Annotated in this window: 10 protein-coding genes and 1 pseudogene; 1 reads left to right on the top strand and 10 read right to left on the bottom strand. The window is 63.4% G+C overall.

The genetic code is table 11. The annotated features are described in order from the left end of the window. Positions 1 to 22 precede the first annotated feature (22 nt). A complete protein-coding gene (locus PKE80_RS00050) occupies positions 23 to 790 on the top strand; it encodes an alpha/beta hydrolase (protein ID WP_271180750.1) in 768 nt (255 codons plus the stop codon). A gap of 67 nt (positions 791 to 857) precedes the next feature. On the opposite strand, the gene PKE80_RS00045 is transcribed toward PKE80_RS00050, so the two are convergent. From PKE80_RS00045 to PKE80_RS25410, 10 genes and pseudogenes are all read right to left on the bottom strand, one after another. Then, entirely contained in the window at positions 858 to 1058 is a 201-nt protein-coding gene (locus tag PKE80_RS00045) for a hypothetical protein (protein ID WP_271180749.1), read from the bottom strand. Positions 1059 to 1119: 61 nt separating this feature from the next. Next, complete coding sequence (locus PKE80_RS00040) at positions 1120 to 1989, bottom strand: exonuclease domain-containing protein (protein ID WP_271180748.1); 870 nt, start codon at positions 1987 to 1989, stop codon at positions 1120 to 1122. A gap of 315 nt (positions 1990 to 2304) precedes the next feature. Then, a complete protein-coding gene (locus tag PKE80_RS00035) occupies positions 2305 to 3267 on the bottom strand; it encodes an ABC transporter substrate-binding protein (protein ID WP_271180747.1) in 963 nt (320 codons plus the stop codon). Continuing rightward, a complete protein-coding gene (locus PKE80_RS00030) occupies positions 3251 to 5830 on the bottom strand; it encodes a TonB-dependent receptor plug domain-containing protein (RefSeq protein ID WP_271180746.1) in 2580 nt (859 codons plus the stop codon). Before PKE80_RS00030 ends, PKE80_RS00035 begins: the two co-directional genes overlap by 17 nt. Before the next feature lie 247 nt (positions 5831 to 6077). Further along, positions 6078 to 6893, bottom strand: a complete 816-nt coding sequence (locus PKE80_RS00025; RefSeq protein ID WP_271180745.1) for a class II aldolase/adducin family protein — start codon at positions 6891 to 6893, stop codon at positions 6078 to 6080. A gap of 139 nt (positions 6894 to 7032) precedes the next feature. Further along, a complete protein-coding gene (locus PKE80_RS00020; RefSeq protein WP_271180744.1) occupies positions 7033 to 8028 on the bottom strand; it encodes an ABC transporter substrate-binding protein in 996 nt (331 codons plus the stop codon). A gap of 151 nt (positions 8029 to 8179) precedes the next feature. Next, positions 8180 to 10462, bottom strand: coding sequence for a TonB-dependent receptor (locus PKE80_RS00015; RefSeq protein ID WP_271180743.1), 2283 nt, complete (start codon positions 10460 to 10462; stop codon positions 8180 to 8182). Between the two features lie 133 nt (positions 10463 to 10595). Next, complete coding sequence (locus PKE80_RS00010) at positions 10596 to 11831, bottom strand: MFS transporter (protein WP_271180742.1); 1236 nt, start codon at positions 11829 to 11831, stop codon at positions 10596 to 10598. A 2-nt stretch (positions 11832 to 11833) separates the two neighbouring features. Beyond that, complete coding sequence (locus tag PKE80_RS00005; RefSeq protein WP_271180741.1) at positions 11834 to 13573, bottom strand: sulfatase family protein; 1740 nt, start codon at positions 13571 to 13573, stop codon at positions 11834 to 11836. 96 nt (positions 13574 to 13669) lie between these two features. Continuing rightward, a pseudogene (locus PKE80_RS25410) lies at positions 13670 to 13927 on the bottom strand (hypothetical protein); the annotation flags it as partial. Positions 13928 to 14508: the final 581 nt, after the last annotated feature.

Here is a 14508-nt window from a genome sequence, read left to right as displayed (position 1 = left end):
CGCCGACCCAAGGAGACAAGCCATGAGCAAGACCATCGTTCTCATCCACGGCGCCTGGCTCAATTCCCGCAGCTGGGAGCACGTGAAAGCCCGTTACGAGGCACGCGGCTATACCGTCCTCGCCCCCGATTGGCCCCTCGACGAAGGCGAGCCTGCGGCCTTGCGCGCACGCCCCCACCCGAAGCTCGAAGCGCTGGGACAACGCCAGATCGTCGATCACTACGAGGCGATCATCCGCGCCCTGCCCGAAGCCCCGGTCCTGATCGGGCATTCGCTCGGCGGGGTGGTGGTCCAGCACCTGCTCGACCGGGGACTGGGCGTGGCGGGCGTCGCCATCGACCCCGCCCCCACGCCCGGCGTGCCGATTTTTCCCCATGCGCTCGTCTCGGCTCTACCGGTGTTCCTCGACCCGTTCAGCCGGAGCAAGGTGAAGCACATGTCGCGCCGCTTCTTCGCCAGGCGGTTCGCCCAGACGCTTGGGGCTGCGCAGGCCGAAACGGCCTACGACCGCTACATCGTGCCGACGCCGGGCCGGGTCTACTGGGACGGGATCGTCAAGCCGATGAAGATCGACTGGACCAATCCCAAGCGCCCGCCATTGCTGCTGATCGGCGGCGGCAAGGACCTCATCGCCGATGCTGCGATGACCCGCGCGATCCATGCCCGGCAAAGCCGCGCGCCGTCCCGTACGGACTATGTCGAATTCGCCGAGCGGTCGCACTGGACCATGCTCGACACCGGCTGGGAGCAGGTGGCCGACGCCGCCATCGAATGGGCCGAAAAGCTCTGACCCGGTGGTCCTGCGGGCGATCCGGACATCGACGGCGCAGCGCGCCTGTCGATGTCCGGAGGTTCAATCAGGTCTTGGGCGTGACCCACACTTCGACAGGCGCGATGAACTTGCCCGGCGCCGGCTTGCCGACGTGGACGCGATCGGCAGTGACCTGCTCCCCGTTCGCCAGATGCAGCGTAACCCAGGGCTTGGGCATGCGCTCGAACGTCAATTTCTGGATCGGCTGGCCCGTGGTCGAATTCATGATGGTAGCGATGATACTCATCGCCCGCCGTTAATCGCCCTGGTTCGCAAGCGTCTATGGGTCCGGAGACGTTATACCCGCTTCAGGTGGCGAGCCCGAACCTTGCCCGCAAGGCGTCCTCGGATACGATGACGACCGGCCGACCAGCATCGCGCAATTCCTGCGCGCGGCGATGCAAGGGGCTAGCCTCCACCCACCTCCCGTAAGGCTGCGCTCTGGCAATCACCAGCAAAGTGGTGGTCATACCCACCGATCGGACGACCCGGCCACCCGCCGCCGCGATGACGGTCGCAAGCTTGCCGTCAAGCGGCTCGCCCAGGATCACGACCCGCTCCCCGCTCAGCGGCCCGTCCGGGGCGGGAACTGGCGGCTTGGGCTTGGCGCGCGTCGGTTTGGCCATCCAGCCCTGCAGGTCGATGCCGGTATGTTCGATGGCCTTGATGATCACCATCCCCGCAGCGCGGGCATCGCTCAGGGCATCGTGATGCCGGTGCTCGATGCCGAGAAACCGTGCGAGCACATTGAGACGATGGCTCGCCAGTTGCGGCCAGGCCTGTTTGGCGACCCTGACGCTATCCAGCCATTCCGTTTCGATCAGCGGAAGGGTGCCCAGCCGGCATGCCGCAGCCAGAGCGCCCTTGTCGAAAGCCGAGTGGGCCACCGTGATTCGGCCGCTCAAATGGCGGTCAAGCGCGGCATGGATATCCCCGAAGGTCGGTTGCCCGACGACATCGCACTGCGTGATTCCATGGATGCCGACGTTAAACGTGGAGAACTCGTCCCGAGGGTCCACCAGGGTCTCGTAAGCCAGCACCTCACGCCCATCGCGAAAACCCACGATGCCGACCTGGCAGATGCTGCTGACGCGGGCACAGGCCGTCTCCACGTCGATGACGACGAAGTCCGGCGCGTCGATGGAGGTGGTCAGCTGCGAGGGGATCGGCAAAGTCATGTCGACCCTCTAGCAAGCGACCGCCACCTGCGCGAGATGCCGGCAAGGTTGAGGAAGCTGGCGAGGGATAGAGCGGTTTTGTAGTGACGGGTGGCCATACGCTGAACTGCTTGAGGTGGCCGAACATGCGCGCGAAATCAGCGCCGATCGGGCATCCACTTTGTCAACGCGACCTAGGTTCAAGGAGAAGCAACGGGACACGCCAACTTCAACTGGGAGTCCTTCTCGAAGAAGTCGGCACAGATCAGCACAGCTGGCGCGCTCCGGATTTGCTTGGTGACGCCAGCGTCGACATCGACTGGTACGGGCGATCCATCAGGTTTTCAGCAGGTCCGGCACGATCAGGCTCGCCACGTCAACCCTTTTCGGCAACACGTGGTACATCGCATGGAAGCGATCGGCAGCCCGCTGCAGCGCCGCGACGAATGCCCCGTCGGGAACGGAAAGCCCGGGCTTCTCGCGCGCGGCGATCACTTTGGCGATGGCCGGGTCCATGCCGGTCTGCCGGGCATAAAGCTGCGCGTATTCGCCCGGATGCTCGATACACCAGCGATTCGCATCGCGCGCGCGGGAAAGGAAATCGGCGATGGCGGCGCGCTTGGCCGGGTCCGCCAGCGCCGCGTCGGAAACGGTTATGGCGGAATAGCCCGGGCCGATCCCGGTGCCGTCCCTGATGATCCGCGCACCGTCGGCCTCCGCGCGCGCCTGATAAGTGCCGAACGTCGCCCAAGCCTCGATCTGGCCGGTCGTGAAAGCGGCTGCGGCGTCGTTTGGCAGCATATAGCCGATCTTCACCGCCGAGGGCGGCAGTCCCTTTTCGCGAAGAGCCTCCAGGAGAAGATAGTGCGATATGCTTCCCCGCGCGCTGGAGACGATCACGGTCCTGCCTGCAAGGTCGGCCACCGATCGCACCGGAGAACCGCGCGGCACGATGATCGCCATCGATCGCCCTGCCCCCTTGTTCACCGCCGCGATCTTCAGCTTGCAGCCCGCCGCTGCGGCGAGGATGATGGGCAGGTCTCCCGCCGGAGCCGTATCGACCGCCCCGGCGTTGAGAGCCTCAAGCAACGGCGCGGCGCCCGGGAAGTTGCCCCAGCTGATCGCATAAGGTGTACCGTCGAGACGGCCGGCCGCCGCCAGCTTGGTCTGTAGCAGGTGGACCTGGTCTCCCAGCACCACCTGCGTACGGTCGTCTTTCGCGTTACCGCAGCCGGACAGCAGGGCGATGCCCCCTGCCGCACCCGCCAGGAACCCGCGCCGATCAGAAGCTGACTGCAAGACGGCCATAGTAGTACCCCCCGTTGGGATTGTAAGGTGACGGACCGTAATAGCCCTGCCCGGTCTGCGGACTCCCCGGGCCGTTGGTTTCCGGCCTGACGTTGAACACGTTGGTTGCACCGATCTGGAGCGTGGCGAACTCGGTCACTTGCGCGGAAACCGATATGTCGGTGATCCACTTGGCGCCAAAGTACCGATCGTCGCCGGCGGCGGTGCGCTGGGTGTACTTGCCATAGCGCGTGGATGTCAGCGCCAGGCCGATGATGCCCTTCGTCCAGTTGCCGTTGAGCACAATCTTGGTACGCGGATTGATCACCTCCAGTTCGCCGATGCGATCTCCGCCGAAGAACGCGGATCCCGTGGCCAGCAGCGAAGCCCCGTTGGCGCCGAACAGCTGCGAGGGCACGGTCGGCAGCTTGTCCACCTTCGTCTTGTTGTAGTTGAAGGCGGCATTGAGGTTCAGCTTGCCGAAGCCGCCGGGCGAGACAGTCCAGTCGGCGACCACGTCGAGCCCGCGGGTCGAGCTATCGACGGCATTGAAGAAGTACTCGATCTGCTCGATCCCGCTAAGACCATTGGCGTTCAGCAGCGCCGTTATTCCGGTGCCGTAAAGGCGCCCCGTTCTCTCGATCCGGTTCTTGATCTTTATGTAATAGCCGTCCGCCGTGATGCTGAGGTTGGCGGCGGGCGTCAGCACGACGCCTGCTCCCGCATTCCAGCTGCGTTCGGACTTCAGCGGTTTTGCGCCGAACAGCGCGCCTATCGCGGAGTCCGGTGTCACCAGCTTGGCGACGGTCGGGGTCAGCTCGGTCTGGCCGCTCACGGGGTTGAAGACCAGCGCCGTACGCCCGTCAGTCTGCGCATAGGCGGCCTGCGTCAGGGATGGCGCCCGGAATCCGGTGCCGACGGTGCCACGGATCGCCACCACCGGACTGAATTCGTAGCGCGTGTTGAGCTTGACGCCAACCGGACTGCCCGAACCGTCGCTGTAGTGTTCTCCGCGAACCGCCGCGCCGATGTACCAGGCATCCAGCGGATAGATGCCCAGATCGACATAGCCTGCATAGACGCGGCGCGTGGCATCCGCCTCGTCTGCGGGGGAGAGCACGATTGCGCCCTGCACCACAGGGGATGCGGCGACACCCACGTTCCAGTCGTACTGCTGGTCTCCCGGCTTGAACACGTAAGTAGCCGGTGTGTAGGCCAACGGGTCACCCGCGAAAGTGCGGAAGCGATCGAGGCGATATTCCGCGCCGAACGAGACCTGCAGCGGCCGTGCCAGGCCGATCTCGAACTCACGCGTCGCGTCAAGGTTGTGCGTCCACTGGCGGAACTCGAAATTGGCGAGGTTGGGCCATTCGGTCGGCCCGGTCGGGCCGAGCGAGGGCTTGATGGAACGCTTGGAGTATTGCCGGCTGTGATTGCGGCCGAAGCTGCTCGACAAATCGACATTCCATCCGGCCAATTCCCCCTTCGCGCCGGCGACGAACTGGAAGTCCGTCTCGTCGATGTTGTTGAGCGGATAGTAGCCGTCGGGAAACAGCGCGGTGAAATTGGCATTGCCGTTGGGTCGGCGGAAGTTGTTGCCGATCTGGACGTCACGCTGGCCATACGTGCCGAAAGAGTAGAGCGTGAAGTCCCCTACCGGCAGTTCACCGTTGTAGGACAGGTTGAACGCCCTGATCTGCGGATCACCGTTATGTGCGCCGTCCTGGTCCCACTGCGCATTGCGCGCGGCCGCTTCGGCGCTGTTAGCCGCGACCTGCTCGGCCGTCAGCCCCGAACTGGCGATCACTTGCTCAACCGTGCGACTGCTCGGCCGACCGTAAAGATTGGTATCGGTGGCCTTCAGGTTCCACCAGTTTCCACCGCGCTTGCGGTAGTCTCCGCTCACGCGAAGGAAGCCGCCGTCACCGATGGCGGTGCCAAAGCCGACCTGGCCCTGCCAACTGTCGCGATCGCCCCGTCCAATGTACTGGCTACCATAGCGGAAGCTGGCGTCCAGGCCTTCCTTGCGGTTGAGCTGGATGTTGACCACACCGGCGATGGCGTCAGTGCCGTACTGCGCCGCCGCCGAATCCTTCAGCACCTCGATTCGCGAAATGGCGCTGCCCGGGATCAGGTCGAGGTCCACCGCGTTGACGCCGCTGGTATCCTGAGTCGTGTTGGTCATGAAACCGCTGTTGTGACGCCGCTTTCCGTTCACCAGCACCAGCGTATAGGCCGGGCTCAGGCCACGGTTGGTAACGGGCCGCACTACTGAATAGACCCCCGCGTGCGTCGCCGAGAAATTCAGCGACGGCAGTATCTTGGTCAACGCCTCTCCGAATTCGGCGGCGCCCGTTCCAGCGAGCTTCTCGCCCCCGACCACGTCGATCGGCGCCGGGCTCTCCGCGACCGTACGCGGGGCACCGCGCACGCCGGTCACGACGATATCGCTGGCAGGTGTCTTGGCCCCCGCATCGCTCGCCGGTGCTGCGTCCGCTTCCCCGGCATGCGCGATGCCACCGAAAGACAAAGCGATCGCTGCACTGCCTGCCGACAGGACGATTTTCGAACTCATGAATTTCACTGATGCACCCCCCGATTTAAAATCGGGTTCGGCTTACGTCTCATAAATTGCGCCGACCAATGATCTTTATCGAAGATTGTATTTAATGATATCGACGATGAAACTCATCTTTATGGATATAAATTTCAGCTTTTCCCGTGAAAATATTTTATATTAACATAATAACAATTGTAAAAATGATCGCTTTCCACCGGATTATCGTAACGCAGCGGACAACATGCAAGATCTTTACTTTAAATCAGGCGTCGAAACCAGGAAGCTCTCGCGTTACGCGGCGCAGTACCGCTTCCCACGCAAGCTGGTCATGCGGCTTGACGCCTTCCTTCGCCGCCGCTGAGATCGGGCGTGCGGCAAGCTGGCGACGCGCTTCTTCCTGCGCCGCTTCGGGAGCGATCAGAGCGTGGTCCCGCCCCCCAGCCAGCGCCGCGACCTGAGCCGAACAGGCGGCCTCCAGTTGATAGATCCGGCTCCACGTTTCCCCGGGAGTGCTGCCGAGCGCCAGCGTCCCATGGTTGCGCAGCAGCATCTGGCTGGTATCGCCCAGATCGTGCACCAACCGTTCCCGCTCATCGAGATTGAGCGCCACGCCTTCATAGTCGTGGTAAGACAGCCCCGGGATGATCATCAGGGCACGCTGGCTCAGAGGGAGCAGTCCTTCAGCATGAGCCGAAGCTCCCATCCCGTCACGCGTATGGAAATGCGCGATGTAGTGCGCATCGTCGCGCGCGCCATGAATGGCCGAATGGATCACGTAACCGGCATAGTTGATGCCGTATTCGCTATCGCCGATGATGTTGCCGTCGATGTCCACCTTGACCAGGCTAGACGCCGTGATCTCGTCGAACGTCAAGCCGAACGGATTGATCAGGAAGTGATGGTCAGGCCCCGGCACACGTGCCGAAATGTGCGTGTAGAGAAAGTCGTCGAACCGATAGAGCGCGGCGATCCGATAGAATGCGGCAAGATCGACGCGCACTTTCCATTCGGCGTCAGGAATGCCTCTGGGGGCGATTTCCGACCGGCCGATCCGGTCTTCTGCAAAGGCGGTGGCCATGATGCTAATCCTCCGTACTGCGCCGGGATGGGCGCAAATATTTGCAATCACTTCCAGGTTTCGGGGGCAGGCCCTCATCGCTGGAGAAGAGACGGACAACTGCAGGCTTCCCGGGAGCAAGGGTAAGTCGGCTGCTCATTCAGGCCTCCTGCGCGATGATGCTGTTAAAACGATCCGTCCAGAGTGGGCGAACGTCGACATGCCGGGGGATTAACCCGGTGTCCGTGAACACATCGGCAACTTCCTGCTGCGAACGGACGGCCGCCGCGGTGACCGGTCGCAATTCATACGTCGCACTCTGGTGCTGGAACTGGTCGCGCACGTACTCGGCGGGAACCCCGATCTCGTTGGCGATGATCGCTGTCCAGCGGTCCCGGTTCTGTGCGGCCCAGTCGTACCCTTTGCGCAGCAGTTGCAGGTAAACCTCGATCTGCCTGGACTTTTCGGCGTCAGCCAAGGCCTGTTCGCTTGCGCAGACCACGTAGTTTCCTGAGAGAAAGCCCAAAGCCGTCCTGAGAACGCGCGCCCCTTCGGTGGCGAGAGCGCGCTGGATCGGAAACCCGTAGATCGCCCAGGCATCCAGCGACCCGCGTGAGAAGGCAGCCGCCCCGTCAGATACGCTCATCGCGACCGGCTCGATATCGCTCCACTTCAGCCCCACAGCACCCAGCATGCGGATCAGGAAATATTGCGAAGTCGTCGCGCGAACATAGCCCACCTGCTTGCCTTTTAAACCAGCGAGATCGCGGATTTGCGAGCCTGCAGGAACGAGCACTGCCTGGTTGTTCACATCCCCATGATTCACGGCGACTTGGCGAAAGCTCTGCATCGTCGATGCCGCCGCGAAGACTGGGGGTATCTCGCTCATCCCGCCGAAATCGAGCGATCCGGAATTGAACGCTTCGACCACAAGATGACCCGACTGAAATTCCGAATACGAGACCGGAAAGTCAGGCCTCAGGCCGGCGTGTCGAAACAGCAGGCGCGTATCAGCCTCACCTTTTCCAGTTATCGATACCCGCAGTCCGCCGGCATTCCGTACGCCGCCCGAGCATCCCGTCAGACCAGCGGTGAAAGCGCCCGCGCTTCCCCAAAGCACGGCGCGACGATCCAGTTTAAAGTCGTTCGTGAGCATCGCCGGAAAAGATGTCCTCGCCACCTGGCTATGAACCGATTCATGAACGGCCGGCCATGCGACGACAAACGAGTTCTGTCCGAGGCTTGTTGAGCATCGCCAATCGCTTCACGCGGTAGAGACGCTTGCCCCTGTCCTGCCCCCCATCTGATCAGAAGTCCTTGCGCAGCATGATTCCGCCATAGCGCTTGTCGTCGCGCGGGACGAACCGGACGGTGCCCGCGAGCGCGCCGTTGGCGAGCAGGGTCGCATAGTTCTGGTTCGTGATGTTCTTCACGAAGCCGCGCACCTGCCAGCTCTCGTCCGCGCCGAGCAGGGCCACGCTGGCGTTCCAGATCACGTAGTCCGGCTGAACCGTGCTCGGGGTCTGGGTCAGCGAGTACTGCGTCCTGCTCTTGAGCGAGACGTCGCTCTGGATTTCCAGGTTCAGCGAATCCGTCAGCGCGAAGCGGTACGAGGCGTTGCTGTAGAGCTTCCACTTCGGTGCGAAGGGCAGTGGCTCACCGTCGATGTCGCAGCTGGTGGGCGCGCCGACCGGGCAATTGAAGTGCACCACCTTGGCATCGGTATAGGCCAGCGAGGTATCGAGCGAGAGGCCCGGGATCGGGTGCAGGCCGAACTCCAGTTCCACGCCCTTGCTCTCCACGGTGCCCGCGTTGATCAGGCGGGTGACCTGCGCGCCGCCGACGACGTCATTGTAGTTGGCCTGGTAGTTGTGGAACTTGGTCTGGTAGACCGCCAGCGCATACGTGATCTTGCGGTCAAGCGCGGTGCCCTTGATGCCGGCCTCGAACGAATCCGAGGTTTCCGGCTTCAGCACGATCTCGTCCAGCGGGGTCGTCGCGTTGAGCGAGCGCATGTTGAAATAGACGTTGTAGGCCGGCCCCTTGTACCCGCGCGCGTAAGTGAAATAGGCGTGGGTGGTGGGCGTCACATCCGCCTGGATACCGCCGCGGTAGGCGTCGCCGCGCTGCGAGGTCGAACCCTGCGCCTGATGGTAGGCCCGGATCGAGGTGATATCGAGCGACGACGCCCCGGAATTGGTCGGATCGTTGGTCGAAGTACGCTCGTGGTAGAAGCTCAGGTCGTCCCAGATCGAGCGGTAACCCGCGAAGGCCCGCAGCCACGACGTGAAGTTGAAGTTCGCCTCGCCGAACACCGCGTAGTTCTTGCTCAGGATGCCGTAGTCGGCGACGCCCGTGACAGGAACCGCACTGCCGGAGATCAGGCGGGTGACGGTACGTTCGTAGGTCTCGTCGGTCTTGGCGCGCATGTAGTAGGCGCCCACGACGTAATCGATGAAGTTGCCCTTGGGCGAGGTCAGGCGCAGTTCCTGCGAGAGCTGGCTGGAGGCCAGCTTGCCCTCGTCATGGATCTGCGGGAACGTCGCGGTCAGCGCCGAGAGGCCGTCGTTGTCCTGGAACTGGTGGTTCTTCCATTCGCGATAGGCGGTGATCGAGGTGACGGTGTAGTCGCCCAGTTCCAGTTCGCCGGTCAGCGAGCCGCCGTAGTTCTTGTCGGTGACGTGCGTGTCGAAGCTGGTGCTGGCCTGTCGGTTGGACGCGCTCGGCGTGATGCCCACGCCCGACAGGAACGTGCCGAGCGGAGCCGAGGTGGTGACGGTGCCGGTGGGGTACGCGGTCTGCGAAGTACTCGTGTAGACGCTGGTGGCATCGTCGTAGGAGTGGAGGTAATCGCCCGCGAGGGTGATCTTGAGCGTCTCGGTCGGACGTGCCTCGATCTTGCCGCGCGCGCCGTAGCGCTCGTAGCCGTTGACCTTGCTGCCGGTGTTGAGGTTGCGCACGTTACCGGCGTAATTGGCGTAGAGACCGTCGATGCGGGCGGTCACGTTGGAGGCGATGGCGCCGGTTACGCCGGCTTTGAGGCGGTATTCCTCATCCGTGGTGGCGGTGCCTTCCGTATAGGCATGGAAGGTGTCCGAGGGCGCGGCGGTGACGACGCTGATGACGCCCGCCGAGGAGTTCTTGCCGAACAGCGTGCCTTGCGGGCCGCGCAGCACCTCGATCCGCGACACTTCGCCCACATCCAGCGTGGCCTGTCCCGGACGCGAAAGGACGACGCCATCGACCACCGTGGAGACTGACGATTCCACGCCCGGTGAAGTGCTGATCGTGCCGACGCCGCGCACGAAGACCGAGCGGTCCTTGTTGGAAGCGCTGGTGCGGAAGTCGACCGAGGGGACGGTGGCCGAGAGGTCCTGCAGGTTGTGGATGCCGCGATCGTTCAGCGACTGGCCGCTGACGGCGGTGATCGCGATCGGCACCTGCTGGATGGATTCGTCACGGTAGCGGGCGGTCACGACGATCTCGCCGGAAGCGGGCTCAGCGGCTTCCTCGGCCTGCGCAACCATCGGAAAAACGGCCGCAGACGCCAGCAATGCATAACGGACGAAGCGGTACGAGATATCGGTCATCGGAAACTCCCTGGAATGGGAGCGTTGATAGTCAACCAATTAAGTTGAGAAAGATAGTTTTCCTTTAGTGCCCTATGAAACTTCCCCTAAGCCGCCGACCGAACGCCCTCACCGCTGCCCGTCGGTTGGATCGTCAGGCCGCCCGAGGCCCATCGATAGCCACGATCACAGGCATGGTCAGCTGTATCCAGCCGAGCGCCAGCAGGTAGGAACACGCCGCGAAACCGAACAACGGCCCGTAGCCGAGCCCGGCCGCCAGCACGAGGCCGGACACTTTGCTGATCGCCGCTCCGCCCATGTTGCCGCAGAAGGCGCCGAAGCCGGTCACCCGCCCCACCTTGGCGCGCGGAGTGACGTCGGCGATAAGCCCGAACAGGTTGGTCGAGAACCCTTGATGGCCCGCCAGCGCCAGAGCCAGCAGCGCCACTGCCGCCCAGTAGGCATCGACATGCAGCGCCAGCGGCACCGGCACCACGCAAAGCGCGGAAACCAGCATGAGCGTCTTGCGCGTCCGGTTGGCGCCGATACCGCGCGCCAGCATCGCGTTGGCGCCATAGCCCGCAAGCAGCGAGCCCGCCGCCGAGCCGCAATAGGCCAGCGCCAGCGGCGGTCCCAGATCGGTGCCGGAAAGACCGAACTGCCGGTGGAAATAGTCCGGCATCCAGAACAGCATCAGCCACCATGTCGCATCGGACAGCACTTTGCCGACGGCGACCGTCCAGGTGCGTCGCTCCAGCAGGAACAGCCGGTCGCCCGAGCGCACGTCGCCCGAAGAGGCGGGCGCACGGTCGCCGAAATCGACCCCGCGCGACGCCAGCAGCCAGGCGAGCACCCAGACCAGCCCGACCGCTCCGGCCGCCACGAAAGCGCCTCGCCAACCCCAGACCAGCGCGACGAGCGGGATCGCCAGCGGCGCAAGGATGGCGCCAAGGCTGTTCATCGCATTGGAAAGGCCGAAGCCCAGCGACCGGGACTCGGGCGGAAACAGCGCGGCAATCGTCTTGACGCCCGAGGGAGTACCCATCGATTCCGTCGCGCCAAGGCCGATGCGGCAGAACACGAACTGGCTGAAGCTCTGCGCCCAGCCATGCGTCATCGCCATGACCGACCACGCCGTCACGCCCGCGACGTTGGCCCACTTGGCGCCAAGCCGGTCGACCAGCCAGCCCGCCGCCAGGAAGCCCACCGCCGCGCCCGCCTGGAACCAGGCCGCCAACGTGCCGTAGTCGTCGTCGCTCCAGCCGAGGTCGGCCGCGATCGTCGGCTTGAGCACCGATATGATCTGCCGGTCCACGAGGTTCAGCACCCCCGCCGTCAGCGCCAGCGCGAAGATCAGCCAGCGGCGGCGGGGGGAAAGCAACGCGCCCACGCTCACTTCTCCGAGGCTTTGCCCGAGGTCTGGCCGCCAGCGTCGATCTGCCGCTTCAGCTCGTCGGCCAGCGGCGGGGTGTAGATGAGCGGCTTGCCCTCGGCCTGCGCCTTCAGCTTGGCGGGGGTATCGGGCATGTTCGGGTCGAAGCGATCGACGGGGTTCGGCTTGACGTACCAGTCGGCCGGGAAGTCCGCCGCATGCGGCCCGTTGATCCCGCGCCGCAGCGACCCTTGCGCGGTCCGCTTGCCATAGGGAATGACGTGCCTGCCGGCCGAGTTGGCCAGTTGGTCGTAGAGCGCGAGGCGCAGTTCCTGCTTCTTCGGAGCCCACGCCGGATCGTTGATCAGGTTGTGCATCTCATCCGGGTCGGACTTGAGATCGTAAAGTTCCTCGGTGTCGTAGACGCCGTAGTACTGGATATATTTCAGCCGGTCCCGCTCGATCGCGAAAGTGGTCGGAGTCATCGGGAAGTTGTATTCCCAGTAGTATTCGTAAGTGAAGTCACCCGGCTTCCACGCGGATACCGGCTGCACGCCTTCCCACAGCTTCCAGGCGCTCGTGCCCTCGAACTGCGGCGGGCGCTGCGCCCCGGCGACGTCCAGGAAAGTCGGCGCGAAATCGAGGTTGCGGATGCGGCCTTCGTTGACCTTGCCCGCCGGGACCGTGCCCGGCTCCCACACGACCAGCGGCACCCGGATCGAGGCTTCGTAGGCGTTACGCTTGTCGATCAGGCCATGTTCGCCGATCATATAGCCGTTATCCGAAGTGAACACGACCAGCGTGTCCTTCTCCAGGTGGTTCTTGCGCAAGTAGTCCATCACCCGGCCGAGGCTGTCGTCGATCGCGGACAACGTGCCGTAGTAGTACTTGAGGTACTCGGTCATCGGCACATCGGCGTTGTAGAAGAAGTCGATGCCGTGCCAGGTGTTGCGCTGGTTCTGCACCCACAGCGGCTTGCCCGCGTTGTTCTGGGGCGTGTTCGCCGCGGAGGCAGGCAGCGTGAACTTCGCCTTGTCGTACTGGTGCACGTAGCGCGGCGGCGGCAGCGGATCGGAGTGCACGCCCTTGTGGCTGAGATAGAGGAAGAACGGCTTCTTCGGATCGCGCTCCTTGGTCAGCCAGTCCATCGCATAGTCGGTCAGTTCATCGGTGATGTAGCCCTTCTGGGGCACCGTCTTCCCGTCGACGTTGAGGTTCGGAGAGGACTGCCCGGTATTGACCCTGGACGGCCAGTAGTTGCCCTGACCGATGAAGCTCACCCACTTGTCGAAGCCCGGCCGTGGTGCGTCGGTGCTGGCCCCCATGTGCCACTTGCCGAAGAACGCGGTCTGGTAGCCCGCCTGTCGCAGGTAGCTCGGGAAGTAGGTGAGGCCCGCCTCGGAGCTGTCGTTGTTGTCGACGATGCCGTGGTTGCGCGCGGTCTGCCCGGTCAGGATCGTCGCACGGCTGGGGCTGCACAGCGACGAAGTGACAACCGCATTGGGGAAGTAGGTCCCCTCCTTCGCCATGCGGTCGATATTCGGGGTCTTGAGCAGGCCCGGCTGGAGGAAGCCGAGCCCGTCGTAGCGCAGGTCGTCCACCAGCACGAACACGATGTTGCGAGGGCGCGCATCCGGCCTAGCCGATGCGGCAGCAGGCGCGGCGCGGTCTTTGGCCAGAGCGGCCGGAGCGGAAATCGAGAGCGCGGCGAAACACGCGGCGCCCAGCAGAGCCTGCGCGGCAACGAGGGTCTTCTTCATATAGGTTCCTGAAGAGGTGATCACCTCGGCCGCGTGACCGTCGGTGCAAAGGGACGAACTTTGCCTAGGATCATCGCGGACAGCCACTCTATAAGTTCATACCGCGCGAAAGAAATCCTTGCCTCGAGAAAAGAGGGTTTCGGCCGGCGCCCTCCGCCTGGCGCTAAAATAGCCGAATACGGGCGCCCTTCCCATGCTTTGTCTGACGACGAGCGACACCGGACAACTGATCGCCTGATAAGGCCCCTGCGGTTCACACGCGAAGGCCGCAACGGCCATGGTCGCTATCTTCGCAATCGGTTGCCGGACAGTCGTAAGAACCGGCGAGTAAAGCCGAGCTGCATCGCTGTCATCGCATCGCGCAACCCAAAGCTCTCACGGAACGGAGATACCCAGTGCGTGGGCGACCATACCTGCGGCCAGTTCGTCATTTTAATTGAAGATTGCCGTTGGGGGCGTCTCGATGCCAAGTGGCGGCGGCCGCCGAGGCGCTCCAAATTCATCAACGGTCAATCCGTCCCGCCCCACTGATCAACGAGACCGTCAAACTCGACGATCTCTATCTCTTCCAGACGTACGCGCCTGCTCGTCAAAGCACTGTTAAAAAGCTTCCCGCCGTATTCTGCCGGATGCTACACTTGAATCGTCTGCAATCAATCCGAACCAGCGGTGACCACTCTCCTAGAAATGCTCGGCCACCGCTGCAGTGCCGTCTGCATGATCGGCGTTGATCGAGAAAGAGCGTTGAACCTGTCGCCCCGGAGGATATCCTTACATAACAGTTGCGCGCTTGATTATCCTGCTTGCCGATCGAATACCGCAACCAAGTCGAACGGCAAGCTTGAGTGCATGCCTGTCGTTCGGTTCGACTATGATGAATGGGTCGCGTCCGTCAATGTGGTGTAAAATCGGGTGTGGCCACTGGGCTGCATTTT

This window comes from Novosphingobium resinovorum (assembly GCF_027922145.1).
Lineage (GTDB): Bacteria > Pseudomonadota > Alphaproteobacteria > Sphingomonadales > Sphingomonadaceae > Novosphingobium > Novosphingobium resinovorum.
This window is presented reverse-complemented; position numbering and strand designations above follow the sequence as displayed.

Coding starts and splice junctions, on each gene's coding strand:
- PKE80_RS00020 (WP_271180744.1), bottom strand. CDS start 8,028: ATGCTCACGAACGACTTTAAACTGGATCGTCGCGCCGTGCTTTGGGGA.
- PKE80_RS00040 (WP_271180748.1), bottom strand. CDS start 1,989: ATGACTTTGCCGATCCCCTCGCAGCTGACCACCTCCATCGACGCGCCG.
- PKE80_RS00045 (WP_271180749.1), bottom strand. CDS start 1,058: ATGAGTATCATCGCTACCATCATGAATTCGACCACGGGCCAGCCGATC.
- PKE80_RS00050 (WP_271180750.1), top strand. CDS start 23: ATGAGCAAGACCATCGTTCTCATCCACGGCGCCTGGCTCAATTCCCGC.
- PKE80_RS00005 (WP_271180741.1), bottom strand. CDS start 13,573: ATGAAGAAGACCCTCGTTGCCGCGCAGGCTCTGCTGGGCGCCGCGTGT.
- PKE80_RS00015 (WP_271180743.1), bottom strand. CDS start 10,462: ATGACCGATATCTCGTACCGCTTCGTCCGTTATGCATTGCTGGCGTCT.
- PKE80_RS00030 (WP_271180746.1), bottom strand. CDS start 5,830: ATGAGTTCGAAAATCGTCCTGTCGGCAGGCAGTGCAGCGATCGCTTTG.
- PKE80_RS00025 (WP_271180745.1), bottom strand. CDS start 6,893: ATGGCCACCGCCTTTGCAGAAGACCGGATCGGCCGGTCGGAAATCGCC.